Source organism: Isoalcanivorax pacificus W11-5 (assembly GCF_000299335.2).
GTDB classification, from domain to species: domain Bacteria; phylum Pseudomonadota; class Gammaproteobacteria; order Pseudomonadales; family Alcanivoracaceae; genus Isoalcanivorax; species Isoalcanivorax pacificus.
In genome coordinates this window covers 1,289,001-1,308,663 of record NZ_CP004387.1, presented here as the reverse complement: position 1 = coordinate 1,308,663, position 19,663 = coordinate 1,289,001, and the positions used below count along the sequence as shown (strand labels likewise).

General features: G+C 64.6%; 18 protein-coding genes. 6 read left to right on the top strand and 12 right to left on the bottom strand.

All coding sequences use genetic code 11. From position 1 onward, the window contains the following. Nucleotides 1-58: 58 nt before the first annotated feature. On the top strand, nt 59-2,809 hold the full coding sequence (gene acnA, locus S7S_RS05820) for an aconitate hydratase AcnA (protein WP_008737902.1): 2,751 nt from the start codon (nt 59-61) through the stop codon (nt 2,807-2,809). 9 nt (nt 2,810-2,818) lie between these two features. On the opposite strand, the gene S7S_RS05815 is transcribed toward acnA, so the two are convergent. Further along, a complete protein-coding gene (locus tag S7S_RS05815; RefSeq protein WP_008737900.1) occupies nt 2,819-3,220 on the bottom strand; it encodes a CBS domain-containing protein in 402 nt (133 codons plus the stop codon). A gap of 165 nt (nt 3,221-3,385) precedes the next feature. On the opposite strand from S7S_RS05815, the gene S7S_RS05810 reads away from it, so the two are divergent. Beyond that, a complete protein-coding gene (locus S7S_RS05810) occupies nt 3,386-3,643 on the top strand; it encodes a hypothetical protein (RefSeq protein WP_008737898.1) in 258 nt (85 codons plus the stop codon). A 23-nt stretch (nt 3,644-3,666) separates the two neighbouring features. Next, nucleotides 3,667-4,230 carry a GNAT family N-acetyltransferase gene (locus tag S7S_RS05805; protein WP_008737896.1) on the top strand — a complete coding sequence of 188 codons (564 nt, stop codon included), beginning with the start codon at nt 3,667-3,669 and terminating at the stop codon, nt 4,228-4,230. Between the two features lie 77 nt (nt 4,231-4,307). Here the strand turns inward: S7S_RS05805 and S7S_RS05800 are convergent, their stop codons facing one another. The 9 genes from S7S_RS05800 to S7S_RS05760 all read right to left on the bottom strand — a co-directional run bounded on the left by S7S_RS05800 (nt 4,308) and on the right by S7S_RS05760 (nt 12,360). Next, a complete protein-coding gene (locus tag S7S_RS05800; RefSeq protein WP_008737894.1) occupies nt 4,308-5,597 on the bottom strand; it encodes a TRAP transporter large permease in 1,290 nt (429 codons plus the stop codon). Beyond that, nucleotides 5,594-6,082, bottom strand: a complete 489-nt coding sequence (locus S7S_RS05795; protein WP_008737892.1) for a TRAP transporter small permease — start codon at nt 6,080-6,082, stop codon at nt 5,594-5,596. The genes S7S_RS05800 and S7S_RS05795 overlap by 4 nt, the downstream gene beginning before the upstream one ends. Before the next feature lie 7 nt (nt 6,083-6,089). Further along, nucleotides 6,090-7,088 carry a TRAP transporter substrate-binding protein gene (locus tag S7S_RS05790; RefSeq protein WP_008737890.1) on the bottom strand — a complete coding sequence of 333 codons (999 nt, stop codon included), beginning with the start codon at nt 7,086-7,088 and terminating at the stop codon, nt 6,090-6,092. 50 nt (nt 7,089-7,138) lie between these two features. Next, a complete protein-coding gene (locus S7S_RS05785; RefSeq protein WP_035204994.1) occupies nt 7,139-7,978 on the bottom strand; it encodes a TRAP transporter TatT component family protein in 840 nt (279 codons plus the stop codon). Nucleotides 7,979-8,122: 144 nt separating this feature from the next. Beyond that, nucleotides 8,123-8,980: a rhomboid family intramembrane serine protease gene (locus S7S_RS05780; RefSeq protein WP_008737887.1), complete on the bottom strand. Its 858-nt coding sequence runs from the start codon at nt 8,978-8,980 to the stop codon at nt 8,123-8,125. Beyond that, on the bottom strand, nt 8,977-10,035 hold the full coding sequence (locus S7S_RS05775; protein WP_008737885.1) for an aminopeptidase: 1,059 nt from the start codon (nt 10,033-10,035) through the stop codon (nt 8,977-8,979). Before S7S_RS05775 ends, S7S_RS05780 begins: the two co-directional genes overlap by 4 nt. Then, the gene (gene efpL, locus S7S_RS05770) at nt 10,035-10,601 is read right to left on the bottom strand and encodes an elongation factor P-like protein EfpL (protein WP_008737883.1); all 567 of its coding nucleotides are present in this window, start codon (nt 10,599-10,601) and stop codon (nt 10,035-10,037) included. Before efpL ends, S7S_RS05775 begins: the two co-directional genes overlap by 1 nt. 116 nt (nt 10,602-10,717) lie before the next feature. After that, nucleotides 10,718-11,497 (bottom strand): lysophospholipid acyltransferase family protein, encoded by a 780-nt coding sequence (locus S7S_RS05765; protein ID WP_008737882.1) that lies wholly within the window; start codon nt 11,495-11,497, stop codon nt 10,718-10,720. Continuing rightward, nucleotides 11,494-12,360 carry a GNAT family N-acetyltransferase gene (locus S7S_RS05760; protein WP_008737879.1) on the bottom strand — a complete coding sequence of 289 codons (867 nt, stop codon included), beginning with the start codon at nt 12,358-12,360 and terminating at the stop codon, nt 11,494-11,496. The genes S7S_RS05765 and S7S_RS05760 overlap by 4 nt, the downstream gene beginning before the upstream one ends. An 89-nt stretch (nt 12,361-12,449) precedes the next feature. Here S7S_RS05760 and S7S_RS19190 point away from each other — a divergent pair, with 89 nt between their 5' ends. After that, nucleotides 12,450-12,671, top strand: coding sequence for a CDGSH iron-sulfur domain-containing protein (locus S7S_RS19190; protein WP_008737877.1), 222 nt, complete (start codon nt 12,450-12,452; stop codon nt 12,669-12,671). A gap of 75 nt (nt 12,672-12,746) precedes the next feature. Here the strand turns inward: S7S_RS19190 and ppc are convergent, their stop codons facing one another. Next, nucleotides 12,747-15,413, bottom strand: a complete 2,667-nt coding sequence (ppc, locus tag S7S_RS05755) for a phosphoenolpyruvate carboxylase (protein WP_008737875.1) — start codon at nt 15,411-15,413, stop codon at nt 12,747-12,749. A 193-nt stretch (nt 15,414-15,606) separates the two neighbouring features. On the opposite strand from ppc, the gene S7S_RS05750 reads away from it, so the two are divergent. Together S7S_RS05750 and S7S_RS05745 are read left to right on the top strand one after the other, a co-directional pair. Further along, nucleotides 15,607-16,557: a hypothetical protein gene (locus tag S7S_RS05750; RefSeq protein ID WP_008737873.1), complete on the top strand. Its 951-nt coding sequence runs from the start codon at nt 15,607-15,609 to the stop codon at nt 16,555-16,557. A gap of 74 nt (nt 16,558-16,631) precedes the next feature. Further along, entirely contained in the window at nt 16,632-18,023 is a 1,392-nt protein-coding gene (locus S7S_RS05745; protein ID WP_008737872.1) for a trypsin-like serine protease, read from the top strand. Here S7S_RS05745 and S7S_RS05740 read toward each other — a convergent pair. Continuing rightward, a complete protein-coding gene (locus S7S_RS05740; protein ID WP_008737870.1) occupies nt 17,921-19,600 on the bottom strand; it encodes an FAD-dependent monooxygenase in 1,680 nt (559 codons plus the stop codon). The two genes, S7S_RS05745 and S7S_RS05740, sit on opposite strands and share 103 nt — an antisense overlap. Nucleotides 19,601-19,663 lie beyond the last annotated feature (63 nt).

Sequence of the window (19,663 nt, the reverse complement as noted above, 5' to 3'; positions counted from 1 at the left end):
CTCTGTCCCGTGCGCGTAGTATGAAAGGCCCCCCGAATTGCCGACAAGGGAGCATGTCATGACACAGATCGGTCACGATACCCTGAAGACCGCGACTGAGCTCAAGGTAGGTAACAAGCAATATCACTATTTCAGCCTCGACAAGATCGCCGACAAAGGCTGGGGTGACATCCATCGCCTGCCCTTTTCCCTGAAAGTCCTGCTGGAAAACCTGCTGCGTTTCGAAGACGGCCAGACCGTCACCACCGACGATATCCAGGCCCTGGTCCGCTGGCCCGAACAACGCACCTCCGACCGCGAGATCGCCTACCGCCCGGCACGGGTACTGATGCAGGACTTCACCGGCGTGCCCGGCATCGTTGACCTGGCGGCCATGCGCGATGCCATCGTCGCCGCCGGCGGCAACCCGGACCGCATCAACCCGCTGACCCCGGTCGATCTGGTCATCGACCACTCGGTGATGGTGGACAAATTCGGCAACCCGCAGGCCTTTGCGGAAAACGTGGAAATGGAATTCCAGCGCAACCGCGAACGGTACGAGTTCCTGCGCTGGGGCCAGAAAGCCTTCAACAATTTCCGCGTGGTGCCGCCGGGCACCGGTATCTGCCACCAGGTAAACCTGGAATACCTGGCCCGTGGCGTCTGGTCGTCCAGTGACCTGAACGACAACGGCAAGACCTGGGCCTATCCCGACACACTGGTCGGCACCGATTCGCACACCACCATGATCAACGGCCTGGGCGTGCTCGGCTGGGGTGTGGGCGGCATCGAGGCCGAGGCCGCCATGCTGGGCCAGCCGGTGTCGATGCTGATTCCGGAGGTGATCGGCTTCCGCCTGGACGGCAAGCTGCGTGAAGGCGTCACCGCCACCGACCTGGTACTGACCGTCACCGAGATGCTGCGCAAAAAAGGCGTGGTGGGCAAATTCGTCGAATTCTTCGGCGACGGCCTGGCCGACCTGACCCTGGCCGACCGCGCCACCATCGCCAACATGGCCCCCGAGTATGGCGCCACCTGCGGTTTCTTCCCGATTGACGAACGCACCATCGAGTACATGCAACTCTCCGGCCGCGACGACGACACCATCGCGCTGGTGGAAGCCTACTGCAAGGCCCAGGGCCTGTGGCGCGTGCCGGGCCAGGAAGCCCCTGCCTTCACCGACACCCTGACTCTGGAACTGTCCGAGGTGGTGCCCAGCCTGGCCGGCCCGAAACGCCCGCAGGACCGTGTCCCGCTCACCGGCGTACGCGCTGCCTTTCTGGATGTGCTGAGCCAGTCACTCGGCCCGCACTCCACCGAGGAAGCCAAGCTGGAAAGTGAAGGTGGCGGCCACACCGCCGTCGGCTCGGATGAGCACGCCGGCGCCGTCCCGCTGCAGCTCAACGGCGGACAGCATGTGCTCAACCACGGCGACGTGGTCATCGCCGCCATCACCTCCTGCACCAACACCTCCAACCCGAGTGTGATGCTGGCCGCCGGCCTGCTGGCGCGCAACGCCGTCGCCCGTGGCCTGCACAGAAAACCCTGGGTCAAGACGTCGCTCGCACCCGGCTCCAAAGTGGTGACGGACTATCTCGCCAAGGCCGGTCTGGACGACGATCTCGACAAACTCGGTTTTGATCTGGTCGGCTACGGCTGCACCACCTGCATCGGCAACTCCGGCCCGCTGCCGGAAGCCGTCGACAAGGCCATCGCCAAGGGCGACCTGATCGTGGCATCGGTACTCTCGGGCAACCGCAACTTCGAAGGGCGCGTACACCAGAGCGTGAAAACCAACTGGCTCGCCTCACCACCGCTGGTGGTGGCCTATGCCCTCGCGGGCACGGTAAAGATCGATTTTGAGAAAGACGCACTCGGCCACGACAGCGACGGCAAGCCGGTCTACCTGCGAGACATCTGGCCGAGCAGCGCCGATATCCAGAAAGCCCTGCTGAGCGTCAGTGGCGACATGTTCCGCAAACAGTATGCGTCGGTGTTCGAAGGCGACGAGATCTGGCAGTCACTGCCGGTGGGCGACGCCCAGACCTACGGCTGGAGCACCAAGTCGACCTACATCCAGCATCCGCCCTACTTCGAGGGGCTGACCGCCGAGGTGCCGCCGGTACAGCCGGTGAAAAACGCCCGCATCCTGGCGCTGCTGGGTGATTCCATTACCACCGACCACATCTCGCCCGCCGGGGCGATCAAGGCCGACAGCCCCGCCGGACATTACCTGCAGGGGCACGGCGTGGAACCGATCGATTTCAACTCCTACGGCTCGCGGCGCGGCAACCACGAAGTGATGATGCGCGGCACCTTCGCCAACATCCGTATCCGCAACGAAATGGTCCCCGACGTGGAAGGCGGCTTTACCCGTCACATCCCCGGCGACGAGGTATTGCCGATCTACGGCGCGGCAATGCGCTATCGCAAGGACGACGTACCCACCGTGGTGGTTGCCGGCAAGGAATACGGTACCGGCTCCAGCCGCGACTGGGCCGCCAAGGGCACCGTTCTGCTGGGTGTGCGCGCGGTGATTGCCGAGAGCTTCGAGCGGATTCACCGTTCCAACCTGATCGGCATGGGCGTGCTGCCGCTGCAATTCCCGGCCGGCACTGATCGCAAGACGCTGGGCCTGGACGGCAGCGAAGAGGTGGATATTCCCGAGCTGAACAACGATGTCAGCGCCGGGCAAACCATCGAGGTGACGTTCCGCAAGGGCGGCCAGTCACAGACCGTGCCGATGCTGTGCCGTCTGGATACTGCCACCGAAGTGGAATACTTCCGCCACGGCGGCATCCTGCATTACGTGCTGCGCAGAATGATGTAACGCCCGCGCTCAGGCGGCGTCATCGCCGCCTGACGGCAGGAAGGGTTCGCGCAGCCGGGCGGCAAAGGCATTGCAGGCATCCGTCCAGGTAAAGATCCCCGCCAGCCGGTCGTGGTGACACAACACCACGATCGACTGGTGCGTCTCCGCCATCATCTCCAGCACCTCATCCGCGCGGGTGTGGACGTCCAGCCTTGGCACCGGCATCAGCCAGTCCGCCACTGGCTCCGGCGTGTCGGGGATAGCGCCCAGACTGAGCAGGCCCAGCACATGATGGTCGGGGTCGGTCACTGGCAGGTGATGGATACCATGGCGCAGCATCAGCGCGCGGGCCGCCTGCACGGTGGCCGAAATATCCAGATGCCAGGGAAACGGCGTCATCAATGTGCCGATCGAGGGAATACGTTTCATGGCGCCCTCCTGCGCCGCGGGGCTGTAGAGCATCATGCCACGAGGCGGACAGGCGGGGCACGCGGGGCGAGAGAGTACGGGCCGCAAGTCTGCTATCATCGCCCTCCCGGCACCGTTGCGACCGCCGGGCACCTATCCCAGAGGCGAACAGGACCGGGGGTTCTCATGCGCCGCGCCGTCACATTGTTGTTGTTTGCCAGCCTGTCCGGCCCGGCCCTGGCCGCTGACGACAGCGAGGCACTGCTTGCCGAACAGCGTGATGCCGCGCAACGCGAACGCCAGGAACTGGCCGAGCGCACCGACGCCCTGGCGGCACAACTGGCCGAAACACAGCGTCTGCTGAAGCTTCAGGACGCCTACCTGGAACGGCTGGCCGAGGAACTGGCCCGCCAGAGAGAGACAGCGGATGAACCCACTGAATAACCGTCCCGCCACGGAGCCGGCCCATGTTTGACTGGTTGCGCCGCCGGCGCACCGGACCCGGGCTGGAGACACCACCGGACACTGACGACAGCCTGCCGGTGATGGATGGCGGGCCGTTTTTTATTCGGCCCATGGAAGCGGCCGACGCCGAACTGTTGCCGCGCATTTTCCGCGCCGCCATTCACGGCCAGGGCGCCGCCTTCTATTCCCCCGCGCAACGCAAGGCCTGGGCCTCCGCCGCCGACGACGCGGCAGCGTTCGTCGCTGGCCTTGAACAAGGCGTCACCATCGTTGCCGACCTCGACGGCCGTGCCGGTGGCTTCGCCCAACTGCATCCGGAAAATACCCTGCACATGATGTACGTCGCACCCGGCCTGGCCGGCTACGGCGTCGCCACCCTGCTCTGCCAGTATCTGGAAGACGAAGCGCGTATCCTCGGGCAGGACGTGCTGCACACGCATGCCAGCCTGGCGGCGAAGCGCTTTTTTGAGCAGATGGGGTTCAAGATGGAAGCCGAGGAAACCGTCACCCGTGCCGGTGTGACGATTCCGCGTTTCAGCATGACGAAAATTCTGCGCAGGACCTGATCGATAAGGGCGGGAACAACACAGCGCCTCCCGCCACGTTCAGGCATCACCTCACTCCCGCAAACCCGGCATCACTTTTACCGCACCAGAAACAGACTCAACTGCGGCACATAGGTAATCAGCAACAGCGCCAGGATCAACACGAACATGAAGGGTATCGTGGCCGAATACAGCTCCGTAATGGACTTGCGGAAACGGTAGCTGGCAATGAACAGGTTCATCCCCACCGGCGGCGTAAAATAGCCGATCTGCATATTGGCCACGAAGATGATCCCCAGATGCACCGGATCAATCCCGTAGCCCACCGCCACCGGCAGCAACAGCGGCACCATGATCACCAGTGCCGCAAAGATATCCAGCAGCGCGCCAAGAATCAGCAACACGATATTCAGCAGGATCAGGAACATCAGCTTGCTGGAAACGTGTTCCTGCATAAAGGCGAACAGCTTCTCGGGCACGCCGGCATAGACCAGATAGCCGGTGAACGACATCGCCACCGCCAGGATCAGCAGAATCCCGCCGACCATGACCATCGATTCGCGCATCAACCCCGGCAGGCGCCGCAGGCCGATCTCACGGTACACAAACACTTCCACGATCAGCACATACAGCGCCGTGATAGCCGCCGCCTCGCTGATCACCAGGAAGCCGGAGAAAATACCGCCCAGCACCACGAATGGCAGCGGCAGTTCCCAGCGCGCTTCCCAGGCCGCGTTGCGCAGTTCACGCCATGCAAACGCCTGGCGCGGAATCGGATTCTTGCGGGTGGCCCACAGGCAATAGCCGTACAGCAGCCCGATCATCAACAACGCCGGCACGATGCCGGCCAGGTACAGGTCGACGATCTCCACCGACGGCATGTCCAGTTGCTGCGACATCTGCTGGGCAATGATGCCGTAAATGAGCAGCGGCACCGACGGCACCAGCAACAGCCCGAGGCTGCCAGAGGTGGTCACCAGCCCGGTGCTGAAACGCTCCGGGTACTGGCCTTTCAGCAGTGCCGGCAGCAACAGGCCGCCCAGCGCCACGATGGTCACGCCGCTGCCACCGGTCAGCGCGGTGAAAAAGGCGCAGGCAATCAGCGCCACGAACGCCATGCCGCCCGGCATCCAGCCGAACGCCGCCTGCGACAGCCGCAGCATGCGGTCAGCGGTTTTCGCCTCGCTGAGCAGGAAGCCGGCAAAGGTGAACAGTGGCAGTGCCATCAGCACCACGGAATCACTGAGCTGGTAGATATCGATGTGCAGCACCGACAGGTCGATGTCGAGGCTGTAATACCCCACCGCCGCCGCAGCGATCATGATGGCGAACAGCGGCGCACCAATCAGCGCCATCACCACCAGTAGCAGAATCAGCAGCCAGATCATGCGTCCGCCAGCCCCGGCCGGCGGCCGGCCATGTTGAGCACAAACAGCACCGCGTAGCGCAGTGCAATCAGGGTGAAGCCCACCGGAATGATGATCTGCAACCACCAGGCCGGGATGCCGGAAAAGGCGTTCATGCCCAGTGACGCCTCATCACGCACCGAGTGCAGGCTGAACCAGGCCACCACCGCGCACACAGCACAGGTGAACAGGTCCACCAGCAACGACAGGGCGCGGCGCAGCAAGGGCGACAGATAGTGCGAGGCGATATCGATACGGATATGTTCGTCGTTGCGCGAAGCAATCATGGCACCGAGCATGCCGATCCAGAGCACCGCGTTCTGCAACAGCGGATCGACCCAGACCAGGCTGGTGCCGTTGAGATTGCGCAGCAGGATCTGCGTCACCGCCAGCAACACCATGCCCACCAGCACGATCACAATCAGCGCATCTTCAAGCCGGTGCAGCCAGCGCAGCAAGGTGTTCATGCAGGCATCACTGTTGGGCGCGGAAATCGTTGAGCAGGCCGTTCAGACGGTCCAGCATGCCCTGGCTGATTTCACCGTTTTCCACCAGCCGCTCGGTGGCGCGCTGCGACCGGGCACGCCACTCGGCCAGTTGTTCGGCATTCGGCGTAACCACTTCCAGGCCCTGCGCCTTGACGGCGGCAAAGGCCTCGCGATTGCCCTGCCGCTCGGCGCGGTCCAGTTCGGCAAAGGCGGTGGTCAATACCTCGCGCAATACCTGCTGGTCTTCGTCGGAGATACGCGCCAGATGCTGCTTGCCGATCGCCAGCACGCCGTAGGTGTACAGCAGCGGCATGTCTGTGAGATGGCCCACACGGGTGTACCACTGCAACGTCAGCGCCGCCACCGGCGGCGCGGCAAAGGCATCGATCACGCCCGTCTGCAACGAGGTGAGCACCGCACCGATATTCAGCACCACCGGCGACACATCAAATTCCTTCACCGCCATGGCCGAGCCGGAATCATTCGCCGGCAGCCAGACTTTCTGGCGCTGCAGGTCGGCCACACTGGCCACCGGGTTGACCGTCATCAGGTAAGCGAAGCCACCGTCCGCCGGGCCGAAGACCACCCAGCCGTTCTCCTCGAAGCCCTGCCGGATGACCGGATCAAGCGTCTTGCGGACATGGTCCACTTCTTCGTAGGAACGAAACACCAGCGGCAGGTTGAGCACCTGGCTGTCGCGGTAATAGCTGGCAAACGCCCCACCCTGGGCCATCATCCCGTGCAGCTGGCCAATGCGGATGCGGCGCTGCACAGCACGGTCGTCGCCCATCACGCCGCCGGCATAGACACGCAACGTCACGCGGCCGTCGGTCTTCTGCGCCAGCTCTTCGCCGGCCTGTTTCAGCCGCGTCACCGAGGCCGTGCCGTCCGGATACAGGGTGGAAATCTTCAACTCGAACGCAGTGACGCCGGCAAACGGCAGCATCAGGACGATCAGGCTGACAATACGTACAACACGCAACATGCTCACTCCGCCAGCGTACCGCCCGCAGGGCAGCCGCTTATCAAGGCTGTTCAGAAATAATCGTCGGCTTCCGCCAGCAACTGTTCCGCCTGCTGCTGCGCAAAGGTGTTCTGCAGCGTCAGGCCATGCTCGGCGGGGTCGGCTTCCAGCACCTGCTGCAACAACCGGTCATGCAGCGGCCGGTCAAACGTCATGCGGGCATAACGCTCGGCGTACAACACCATCGCCATCAGGTTACGGCTGTCAGACAGGGCAATGGCTTGTTCAAAATGGGCTTTGGCGGACGCCGGCTGGCCCCCCAGGGCCTCCGGCAGCAGGCTGTCGAGCACAGCCAGGTACATATGCGCCTGGCCGCGCTCGTAGTGTTCGTCCAGCGCGATCACGCGCTCCAGCAGCGCACGCACGCGAGCCAGATCGGCCACGGCGTTCCAGTCGCTGCTGTGAATCTGGATATACCCGGCCCAGACCGTGCCCAGCGTGTAGAGCACGGGCACATCGCCGCGACGGGTATCCTCCAGGGCCTTTTCCAGCGCCAGCACATTCAGGCTGCGCACATTGCACAGCGCGTCATCACGCTCGCAGGCCGCCCGCACGGCGTAGCCCAGTGCCTTGGTGGAAAGTGTCGAGGCGCGCTCGGGGTCCTGCACGAACAGACCGGCGTAGGCACTGTACAGGCCCGCGCCACCGCGCAACAGGTTTTCGCTCTCAGGCCAGTTGGTGATCAGGCCGTCGATCATCAGCAGGTAGGTCGGCAGGCCATCGCGCACCAGCTCGACATCGTTATTGTTCAGCACGCCGTACGGCAGATTGTCCCCGACACGCGCCACCGCACAGCCGTGCAGCGCGACAAGACAGGACAGACTCAACAACAAAGAAACTAATCGGGACACCGGATTATCCGTTCTGATGCATGATGACGAGGCCTCCTGGCCCGCCGGCCGCTGACGCGGGCGTGCGGTCTTTATAACAGGGCACCCACCCCAACTCAAACGCCGATCATGCCATTGAAAGATGACGGGCCGCTTGCAAATCAATCATTTATCCGTTTGTTCATAAAAGCGGCGCCGACGATAGTAGCCGGTCAGCGCGCCCAGTACACACCCGCTGATCAGGCCGGCCAGGTGCGCTTCGTTGGCCACGATGCCGGCCAGCCCGACGTAACAGATCACCAGCCACACCAGCATGAAGATCACGATCTCGCGACGCAGCGCATAGCCCGCCCGTGGATTGACTCGTCCATACAGCCACAGGTAACCGAGCAGTCCGTAAACGACCCCCGACAGGCCACCGAAGGCCGGGCCACTGGCCAGAAATTGCGCCAGCGAGGAAATGCCGCTGGTCACCAGCGTCACCCACACCAGTTGCAGGCTGGACTGATAACGCTCGATGGTACGCCCGAGATCGAGCCACCAGAGCAGATTGAAGGCGATGTGCAGCACACCGAAATGCAACAGCATGGGCGTGAACAGTCGCCACGGCTGGCTCAGCAGCCCCTCCAGTGTCGGCGGGAACATCAGCGCGCGATAGATGCCACTGCCGAACAGCATCGGCGAGAGATAGACCAGCAGCGTGACGATCAGCACCAGTTTTGTCACCGGCCCCATGCCGGCCAGCCAGCGGCCACTGAACAACGGCGGCTGGCCGCCCTGCCCCTCGCGGTGTTGCACCGGTTCACTGGCCTGCCAGGCGGCATCACTGAAGCGCGGGTCATTCGGATTGCGCGCGAAGGCTTCCAGCAGCGTACGGGCCTCATCAAAGCGCGCCGGGTCTTCCAGGTGCATCACCGTCTGCCCGCCCTCTTCATGCAGCACACTGGCAATGCCCTGGGCTTTCAGCACCCCGGCGAACATCCGCGCCGGTTGCGCGTGCGGGAAACGGGCAAGTTCGATCATGGTGTCATCCACTGGTTGAGTGCCGCAGTGCGTGCCGGCAGCGGGAGATCGGCCAGCCGCTCGACCGCCTGCCAGAAGCACGTCCACTGGCCACCACACTGCAGCAACAGGGCGTCGAACGCGGGCACCCACTGATTGTAGTCGCTCAGGGTGTTCAGTTGGGCATTGTTGAGCGGGCCGTCGAACCAGCGCTGATAAGGCGCCAGGGACGGATCCAGCGCCAGCGCGGCGCGATAGTCCTCGCGCAGGCGCGCCTGGATCGTGGCCTTGCCGGCGCGTTGCGCACTCTCGCTGGCGGGGCTGGCGTACAGGGTGGCCAGCTCGCCACGGGCGGCCTGCACCAGCTCGATCACCCTGGCACGGGCGCGCTCGCTGTCCTGCAATGCGTTCATCTGCGACGGGTCACCGTGGGCCGCCAGCCAGCGGCGTGCGCCTTCGCGGCCCACGCTGGTGGCCAGGCTCTCGTTAAAGCGGGTATCGCCGGGCAGATAAAAACGGCGGTGCGCCAGTTCGTGAAACAGCAGTTCGGCCACGTCGGCGTCGGTGCCGCGCAGCATCGGCGTGGTCAGCGGGTCGCTGAACCAGCCCAGGGTGGAATAGGCAATCGCACCGCCGCCATACACGTCCAGGCCCTGTTCCCGCATGCGCTGGGCATCCCGCTCGGCGCGGGCCAGATCAAAGTAACCGCGATAGCTGCTGCACCCGGCGATGGGAAAACACCAGGTTTCGGGTGTGAGGGACAGCGCCGGCGCGGCGAACAGGTTCCAGACCACAAAACCCCGCTCGAGCGCCACGAACGTACGGTAAGCGTCGTCCACCGGCAGGGCCAGCGCCTGCTCGGCAAAGCTGAGCATGCCGTCGACCTGCGCCAGCCGCTCGCGCAATGCCTCGGGGGTGGCGGGGTCGGCGATCACCGTCTCGACCGGCACCCGCTCGCGCATCAGGGCCGTGTGGCCGCGCGCCAGATGCCAGTAATAGCCGGCCTGGCAGCCGGTCAGGGTAAACAGCAGGCAGGCGGTCAGCCAGACACGGCAGCCGCCCCGGAGTCCGGTCATCAGGCCCGCGACATGAAGCGACGCTCGGCGGTGTTCACGCGCACGCGCTCGCCGGGTTCGATGTATTCCGGCACCTGCACCACCAGCCCGGTACTCAGCGTGGCCGGCTTGGTGCGGGCGCTGGCCGAGGCGGCTTTCATGGCCGGGGTGGTCTCCAGGATGTCCAGTTCCACCACGGCCGGCAGTTCCAGGCCGATCACCTGATCTTCCACGCGCAGCACCAGCAAGCCCTGGGTGCTTTCAGTGATAAAGGCCAGCTCATCTTCGATGTCGTCGCGCTTGATCGGGTACTGGGTAAAGTCCTCGTTATCCATGAACACGTATTCGTCGCCATCGATATAGGACAACTGCACCGCGTGGCGGGTCAGCGCCACGGTGGTGACCTCCTCGTCGCCCTTGAAGCGCTCTTCATATTTCTGGCCACCGCCGACGGCGCTGGCACGCACCCGGTACAGGGTGGCCGCACCACGGGCGGAGGGTGACTGCACGTCGATCTGGCGCACCACGAACAGGTTGCCATTGACGCTCAGTACATCGGATCGTTTCAGTTCACTGGCCTTGGTCATACCGGGTTTCCGATCAGTCTTGTCTGGGGCGGGTGGGCAGATGCTACCCGAGGAACCTGACGACTGTCAGCGGCTGACGAAGGCCCGGTGGTGCATGGCCGGCAACAACCGGGCAATCAATGGCCGGTAACGGCCTGAAGGACGGTGCGGTGACATTGCTGCGACAGCATTTCCGGTGTCTCGTCGGTAGCGATCACCGGCTCACCGAACGTCACGGTTACCGGCACGTCATCGCGCAGCAGCATGGCCCACAGGTGGGTATGGAAGGCGTCGTCGTTGATAAAGGCGATGCCCCGGTCCGGCTCGCCGTGGCGATCCCGGTAGCGCAGCGCGACCGGTTGCACCGGCGCCTGCGCCAACAGCGGCGCCGTAAACAACTGGCGGAAGAACCGCCGCACGGATCGCCCGTCGGTGGTGGTGCCTTCCGGGAAGACCAGGATGTTATGCCCATTGCGCAGATGGCCGGCGATCTCTTCGGCTTTCTGCCGCGACTCGCCACTGCCGCGCCGGATGAACAAGGTGCCGGCAGCGGCGGCCAGATGCCCGATCAGCGGCCAGTTGCGCACTTCCGCCTTGGACAGGAAATACACATCGGTCTGGGCAGCCAGCACCGGGATATCAAGCCAGGAAACATGGTTGGCAACGAGAAAATGCCCGGCCACCGGCGGCGCTCCCTGCACCGTCACCTGTACGTTCAGGATGCCGAGCAGATGCTGCAGCCACCAGCGCGCGATTCGGCGCACCACCGGACGGTACGGCGCCCAGAAGGCACCGAACACCAGCGCCAGCACAAAGCCGAGCAGAATATGCGCCAGCACCCGCGCCACCCGCCACAGGCGGCGCAGTTGCGGCCAGGCGCCCTGGCCTGTGGCAGCGGAGACGGCCTCGGTGGTCATACCGCCTGCGACAACGTCTGCTGCCGGGGTTGCAGGAAGTGCTGCACATAGCGCTCCGGCAGCTTGTCCACCGCCATCAGCACAAAGAAATCCAGGCAGTTGAAGTCCGGGTCCCAGCAAGGTTCGCCGCAGATCTCCGCGCCCATGCGCAGGTAGGCCTTCAGCAGCGGCGGCATGCGCGCGCTGCCCTCGCCCGCCTGCGGCAGGGCCGGCAGGGTGTATTTCGGGTGTACCCGGTGCGCCGGTGCGCTCAGGTGCCGGTCACGAATCTGTTCAGCGATCGCGCCCACGTCATAGCCTTCGCTCAGTGCCAGGCTCGCGCAGCCGATCAGGTAGCGGATATTTTCCTCGATCATGAACTGCGCCAGGCGCGCCCACAGCACGGTGATCACCGCGCCACCACGGTAGTCGCGATGGATGCAGGTGCGGCCGATCTCGGCCACACGGCCATCCAGACGGCTGACCATGCCCAGGCTGAACTCGCTGGCGGAGTAAAAACCGCCGGTTTTTGCCAGCCGGTCGTCGGTCAGCACGCGGGTGTAGCCGACCAGTTCGCCGGTCTGGTTGTCCCGCACCATCAGGTGCAGGCAATGCTTGTCGAAACGATCACGATCCAGCCCGAACGGGGCCTTGATATTGGCGCCGTACTCTTCGCTGAAGATACGGTAGCGCAGCCGCTGCGCGCGCATGATCTCGCGCCGTGAGCGGCTGAAGTAGGCGCTGAATCGGGCCGCTGTCCCTGCGGACTCCGCCTCCTCTCCCTGAGGCCTGAACCGGTCGGCCGTGGCGAGAAACGGCTTCGCCAGTGCCTGTCTGATCTGCGGGCTGAACGCTTTGATTTTCACTGCGGTCTGCGCAAGCATACTCGCACTCCCTGAAGGTATTGGGCGCAGTGTCAGCCGCAGCGATTGCCGGTTGATGAAATGTTTATGACAGTTCCGGGACAGCCCGCATGCCCAGATCCAGCGATCCGCAGCCAGTGCGTGTGACAAAAGGGGAGACGTACCAGTGGTGTGCCTGTGGGCACAGCGGCGAGAAGCCGTTCTGTGATGGCCGCTCCTGCGGCGGCATGGCGCCGATGCCGTTCACGGCACCGCGCAACCAGATTGTGTTTTTTTGTGGGTGCGGGAAAACCGGGACCGCGCCTGTGTGCGATGGCAAAAGTCATCGGTGAGGGCTGCCGGGGGCAGCCCAGCGACGAACTACGAGCAAACAGGCCTGTTGCCTTTGGCTCGCAGCTCGCAGCTTTTTACCCCGTATTGCGCATCCCTGCCGCGATGCCGGTGATGGTCACCATCAACGCACTTTCCAGCCGCGCATCGGCCTCCGGCTGATCCCGCAACCGGCCCATCAGTTCAGCCTGCAGCAGATGCAACGGATCGGTATAGGGGTTGCGCACTTTGATCGACCAGCGCATCACGTCGTTATTGGCCAGCAGGTCCTGGTGGCCGGTGATGCGCTGCAGCGCCGCCACCGTGGCCAGCAACCGTTCGCGCAGTTCGCTGCCGAGCTGGCGCAGCGCCGGGTCGTCGGTGAGGCGTTCCTCGTAATAACTGGCCACCGCCACGTCGGCTTTCGCCAGTACCATTTCCAGCATGTCCAGCACGCCCTGGAAGAATGGCCAGTCGCGCTGCATCGCCAACAGATGCCCGGCCCGCGCCGGCTCGGCCAGCGCTTCTTCCAGTGCCACACCGGTACCTAGCCAGGCCGGCAGCATCAGGCGCATTTGTGTCCAGGCGAATACCCAGGGAATGGCCCGCAGCGATGCCAGCCCGCCGTCGGTCTTGCGACGTGCCGGGCGGCTGCCCAGGGCCAGGCGGGTGAGTTCCTGTTCGGGCGTCACGGTGCGCAGGTAGGTCACCAGTTCCGGTGTGTCGCGTACCACATCGCGATATGCCTGCACGGAGGTATCGGTGAGGCGGTGCATTTCTTCGCGCCAGGCCGGTGTGGCGGCAGGCGGCGGTGTCAGGGTCGCTTCCAGCGTCGCGGCAACGTACTGCTCCAGGTTATGAATCGCCACTTGTGGCTGGCCGTACTTGAAGCGGATCACTTCGCCCTGTTCGGTAACGCGGATGCGGCCATCAATGGCACCGGGCGGCTGCGACAGCAGCGCCATGCGCGTCGGCGCGCCACCCCGGCTGATGGAGCCGCCGCGACCGTGAAACAGCGTCAGCGGAATACCGGCCTCGGCGCACACGGCGGCAAGCTGTTCCTGCGCCCGGTACTGCGCCCAGGCGGCGGACAGGAAGCCGGCGTCCTTGGCCGAGTCGGAATAGCCGATCATGATTTCCTGGCCGTCACGGACCTGCTCGCGATACCAGTCCATCGCCAGCAGCGTGCGCAATGTGTCCGGCCCGCCGTCGAGATCACTCAGGGTTTCGAACAGTGGCACCACGCGCATGAAATGCGTCACGCCAGCCTGCCGTTGCAGCAGCATCACCGCGAGCACGTCCGACGGCGAGGTGGCCATGGAAATCACATAGGCGCCGAGCGACTCCGGCGACTCACCGGCGATCACCGCGCAGGTGTCGAGCACTTCGCGCACGTCGTCGGTACATTCGGGGCTGTCAAAGAAACGTGCATCCACCAGCGGCCGGCGGCCGGACAGTTCGCGCATCAGGAAATCCTGCCGCTGCGTTTCGTCCCATTTGAGGTAACTGCCCAGGCCCAGGTAGCGGGTCATGGCATCCAGCGTTGCCGCGTGGCGGCTGGATTCCTGCCGCACATCCAGTTTCAGCAGGCAGATGCCGAAGCAGTGCAGCCGGCGCAGGGTATCGCGCAGGGTGCCATCGGCCAGGGTTGCCATATTGCAGGCGCGCAGTGATGCGTCGATCAGCATCAGCGGTGCAAGCAGGTCATCACAGCAGGTGATGATCTCGCCCGGCGGCGGCTCTTCGCCATTGACCAGCGCTTCCATGTGGCTGCGGGTATTGCGCAGTGTCTCGCGCAACTGCCGCAGCAACACACGATACGGCTCCGGCCCGTCGCCGGTCACCGCCCGCAGCGCCGGGCTGGCATCATGCATGGCGAAATCCGCCAGCAGGTCGTCGATATCACGCAGGTACAGGTCCGCCGCCATCCAGCGCGCCAGGCGCAGCACTTCGCGGGTCACGGAGGCGGTCACGTTCGGGTTGCCATCGCGGTCGCCGCCCATCCAGGACGCAAACCGGATGGGCGTGACCGCCAGCGGCAACGGCCCACCCAGCAGTTCGCCGGCCACATCGTCCAGTTCGCGCAGGAACGCGGGGAGCGCCTGCCAGAGCGACTGTTCCAGGGTGACGAAACCCCATTTTGCCTCGTCCACCGGCGTCGGCCGTTCGCGGCGGATCTCGTCCGTGCACCAGGCGGAGAGAATGCTGCGCTGCAGGTCATCACGACAACGGCGCAGCTCATCTTCCCCCAGGTCGGTGCGCGCCAGCGCGGCCAGTTGGGCCGCCATCTGGTCGTACTTGCGGATCAGTGTGCGGCGCGATACCTCCGTCGGGTGTGCCGTCAGCACCAGTTCCACGGACAGGCTGCCGAGTGTGTCGCGGACGCGCTCCACACTGTGCCCGGCATCCAGCAGGCGCCGCACCACCTGCCCGAGGTTTTCAGCCTCACCGGCATCGGCGGCATAGCGCTGGCGTTGACGGCGCAAGCGCACCCGGTGCTGTTGCTCGGCCAGGTTGGCCAGATTCAGGAACTGGCTGAACGCACGCGCCACATCGAGCAGTTGCTGTTCGTCCAGCGGTTCCAGCAGGGTTTTCAGGCGCGCCATGTCCACGGCGCCTTCGGTACGGGCGGCCACGGCAACCTGGCGGATGTGTTCGACAGTTTCAAACAATGCTTCGCCCTGCTGGTCGCGCAGTGTGCGGCCAAGCATTTCACCCAGCATGCGCACATCGTCGCGCAAAGGGGCATGCAGATCCTGCGTCACGGATGCTCTCTCCCAGTCATGCTTCTCACAACACGGTACGTTCGCCCGCATCATCACGCCATCAAGGTTACACTGTCCGCCGCGAACACACCGCCAATGGCTGTTTCAAGCTGTGACATCCCGTTTGCCGGGGCTTTCTTCCGGGGCGGACTTACCGCACCATAGGCCCTCGGATCACAGCGTAATAATGATTATGAACCTGCCCAGCTCGATCGCCTCCGAACGCGGCCTGAACACGCTGCAGTTCGCTGCGCGCGCCCTGTTCGCGTTGCTTGCCACCCTGTATTTCATCGCCGTGCCGGCGCTGCATCTGCCGATGCCGAAAGCGGTGCCCGGTGCCTTGCTGGCGGTATACCTGCTGGTCCACGGCGTATTGCTGGTACGGCCGTTCACGGGCAGCCTGCAGGTCGCCAACGTGATTGACCTGCTCGCGCTGGGCACGTTGCTGCTGCTGGATCCGTCCGACCCGCCGCCGACCCTGGCACTGATTGTGGTGGCGGTGCTCAGCACCGGGTTGCTGGGCGGGCTGCCCCGTTTCCTGTCCCTGCTGGCTGGCGCCGCCGTGGTGCTGGCCATCGTGCTGCCGCTGCGGCAGGAGCCCGGCGGCATGCCGCTGGCCGCCAGCAGCCTGTTCCTGCTCGCAGTGATGCTCACCTGCGCGCTGTATTTCGGCCTGATGCTGTACCGCAACCGGGTGCTGACCCGGCGCGCCCAGGACGCCACCTGGCAGGACCCGGACACCGGCCTGATCAGCCGCGCCGCGCTGGCACACACCGCTGGCTGGCTGCTGCCGTTGCACGAGCGCCTGTCCAGCCCGCTGACCGCCATCCTGCTGCGCCCCCACAACGCCGCCGATCTGGTGACGCTGGCCAACAGCCTGGGCCAGCGTCTGCGCCGCAGCGACATTGCCGCTCGCGCCGATGACGAGTGCCTGGCCCTGCTGCTGCCCGACACCAATGTCGGCAATGGCGAGCGGGTACTCAATGCACTGCGCGAAATAGCCCCGCCGTTCACCGCCGTCATGAGCGCGGTGCCACGGGAAACCAGCCTGGAGCTGGTACTGGATCACCTGGCCGCGACATTTCAACGCGGCACCCAGGAAGACGCCCGCGAGCTGATTCACGCGCCGCCGTTGCGGCCATAAGCGGGTTATTTCACGCCGGCCTCATGAAGCGTGGTTATGCTCAAAGACGCCGGCTTGTTACGGGGAACTGACACATGATTCGGTTACTGTTGCCTGCGCTGGGCAGCGCAGCCCTGCTGATGGCGGCACCGCTGGCGGCGCAGAACTACGCAGTACAGCCCCGGATTTATGGTGGAGATGATGCTGCCAATGGCGACTGGCCGTGGATGACACTGGTCAGTGCTGTGGACCCGAACGACAGTTCGCGCTCGCAACGTTGTGGCGGCGTGCTGATTTCCCCTTACTTCGTCATCACCGCCGCGCACTGCATGTACAACGAAAACTTCCAGCGTTCGCAGACTGTGTTGCTGAACATGGATGACGTCGACGTTCCGTTTTCCTCTCTGTTCTATACCACCCGGTCCACCGGCACCAACATTGAGGTCAACCCCGATTACGTGACGGATGACGATAACTACGAACACGACATTGTGCTGATGCGCGTGGAAGATCCCGTCACCGTATCGCGTTACCCGTCGCTGGGCAGTCTGGCGGAAATTTCTCGCCTGAACAGCCTGTCCGCATCGCAACGCAATGAAATCGTGACTGCCCTCGGCTGGGGCGAGACCGACAGCGGCACGCTGGCCAACGCACTGCAACAGGTCACGCTCGACTACATCCCACGCAACACCTGCAACAGCCAATGGGGCAGCCAGCCCATTACCGGCAATATGATCTGCGCCGCCGAAACCAGCGAACCCCCGCCGTCCGGCCAGGATACCTGCCGTGGCGACAGCGGCGGCCCGCTGTTTACAGGCACCACGCGCAACCCGGAAGTGATCGGCCTGACCAGCTTCGGCACCACTACCTGCGGCGGTGCCGTGCCACCGGCCGTCTACACCAATGTGGCGGCCTATCTGACCTGGCTTGAACAGCGCACCTTCGCGTTTGATGAACCGATCGTTGATGTGGCAGCAACCCTGCCCACTTCGGTTCGCAGCGGCATCGGCACCACCACCAAACTCACCATGACAGTGCGTAACGCGAGTGTATTCAACGAGGCGCAGGACATTCAGTTCACTGTGACCGTCCCGGCTGGCACAGTCATCGACAATCTCCTGCTCGACGGCAGCCCGGCCAGTTGTACCGGTGTCAGCACACTCACCTGCGATGTCGCCGACACGCTGCTGGCCGGCGCCTCACACAGCGTGACAATGGACATCACCCACACCGGCGATAGCGACATCAACCGCACGCTCACCTTCAACGTGACTCACAATCGCTTCGATTACCGCAGCCTGAACAACACCGATGTCGAGGTGCCGCTGACGTTCAGCGATGCCCCTGTCGGCGGCGGTGGCAGTTCCTCCGGCGGCGCGCTGTTCTACACGCTGCCGTGGCTGGCACTGGGGGCGTTGCTGCGGCGGCGGAAGTGGTCGGTGAGCCAGCCCACCAGTTCATCGGCATCGTCCAGCGGCGCCCGATAGGCCAGGTGACCATCCGGGCGCATCAGCCAGAGATGGCCCCCCTCCCCAAAGCGGCGGCGGAAACCGCCGTCGCGATCACACCAGAGCGTCATGGGATAGCTGCGCAGTTCATTCAGCACCGGTGGCCACTTCCCGGCCGCAATCACCTGCACGTCGAGTAATTCACCAAAGTCCTGCGGCAGCCGTGTGGCGAGTGCAAACAGCGTCAGCACGGCAGCATGTTCCGGCGCGTCCGGCACCTGGATCAGCAGTTGATAGCGGGCCTGACGCAGCAGGTCATGCACGCGCCCGGGCATGCCACTGGCCGCCGGCGTGAGCGGTGCATCCGGCACCCGGTCGCCGGGCAGTGGGCCGGGCGGGCGACGCAACAGGGCCATGCCGCTGCCCTCGCCCACCATCGGCGACTGACGGTAATGCACATCCAGCTGGCTGGCCCGGCGCAGCAACCGCGCACCAAAACCCTGCTGGCGACCCACCAGCCGCAGCAGGGTGTCGCGCATGCCACGCAGCGGGGCAGCGCGGGCAAAGGAACTGCGCGACAGCACGTCCACGGCGTTGAGCATCTGCCGCGCCACCGGCCGGCGTTCCTGCTCATAACTGTCGAGCAATGCACCACCACCGATCCCGCGCAGGAACAGTGCCAGCTTCCAGCCCAGATTGAAGGCATCGCCGATGCCGGTGTTCATGCCCTGCGCCCCCAGCGGGCTCTGGATATGGCAGGCATCACCGGCCAGCAGCACACGATTGCGGCGATAGCGGCCCGCCAGCCGCCGGTGGATGGAAAAGCGGCTCAGCCAGCGTGGCTCGCCCAGCATCGGCGGCTCATCCAGGCATTGCGACAGCCGCTGCCGAAAGGACGCCAGATCCGGGACCGGTTGCAGGTCATCATCTTCGGTCTGGTTCATGATCAACCGCCAGCCGTGCGGCATCGGCAAGGCAATCAGCGCGCCTTCCGCCAGCAGGAAACCGTGCGAGGCATCGCGGGCCAGCGGCCAGTCGATGTCCACATCGGCAAGCAGGAAATGATCGGCATAGCGCACACCATCGAAACTGATGCCCAGCACGTGCCGCACCCGCGAGGATGCACCGTCGCAACCCACCATGATGGACGCGCGCAGGGTGTGTTCGCCGGCCGCCCAGGCCAGCCGCGCCTGCACGCCGGTATCGTCCTGAGTGAAGTCCAGCAGTTCGCAGTCACGCACCAGCATGCCCCCCAGTGCCGTGAAACGGTCCTCCAGGCAAGCCTCCACTTCCGCCTGCGGGCAGGACAGCACCTGCGGATGCGGTGCATCCAGCACGGTCAGATCAAGCTGGAACAGCGGCCCGCGCTCGCCGTACACATGCACCGCTTTCTGCACCAGGCTGCGGGCGCTGATGGCGTCCAGCACGCCCAGTGCATCGAAAATCTCCAGCGTGCGCGCATGCAGCCCCAGCGCCCGTGACCAGGGCAGTGCTGCCGGCAGTTTGTCGATGATGATGCAACCCACGCCACGCTGGCGCAGGCTGATGCCCAGGGTCAGGCCGGTGGGGCCTGCGCCCACGATCAATACGGCTGTCTGCGCCGGCAAACCACTCATGAATACCCTCGTCGATATGACCCGCTTTTGCGCAACATGCTTTATCCTGATCGCTGTTGATCC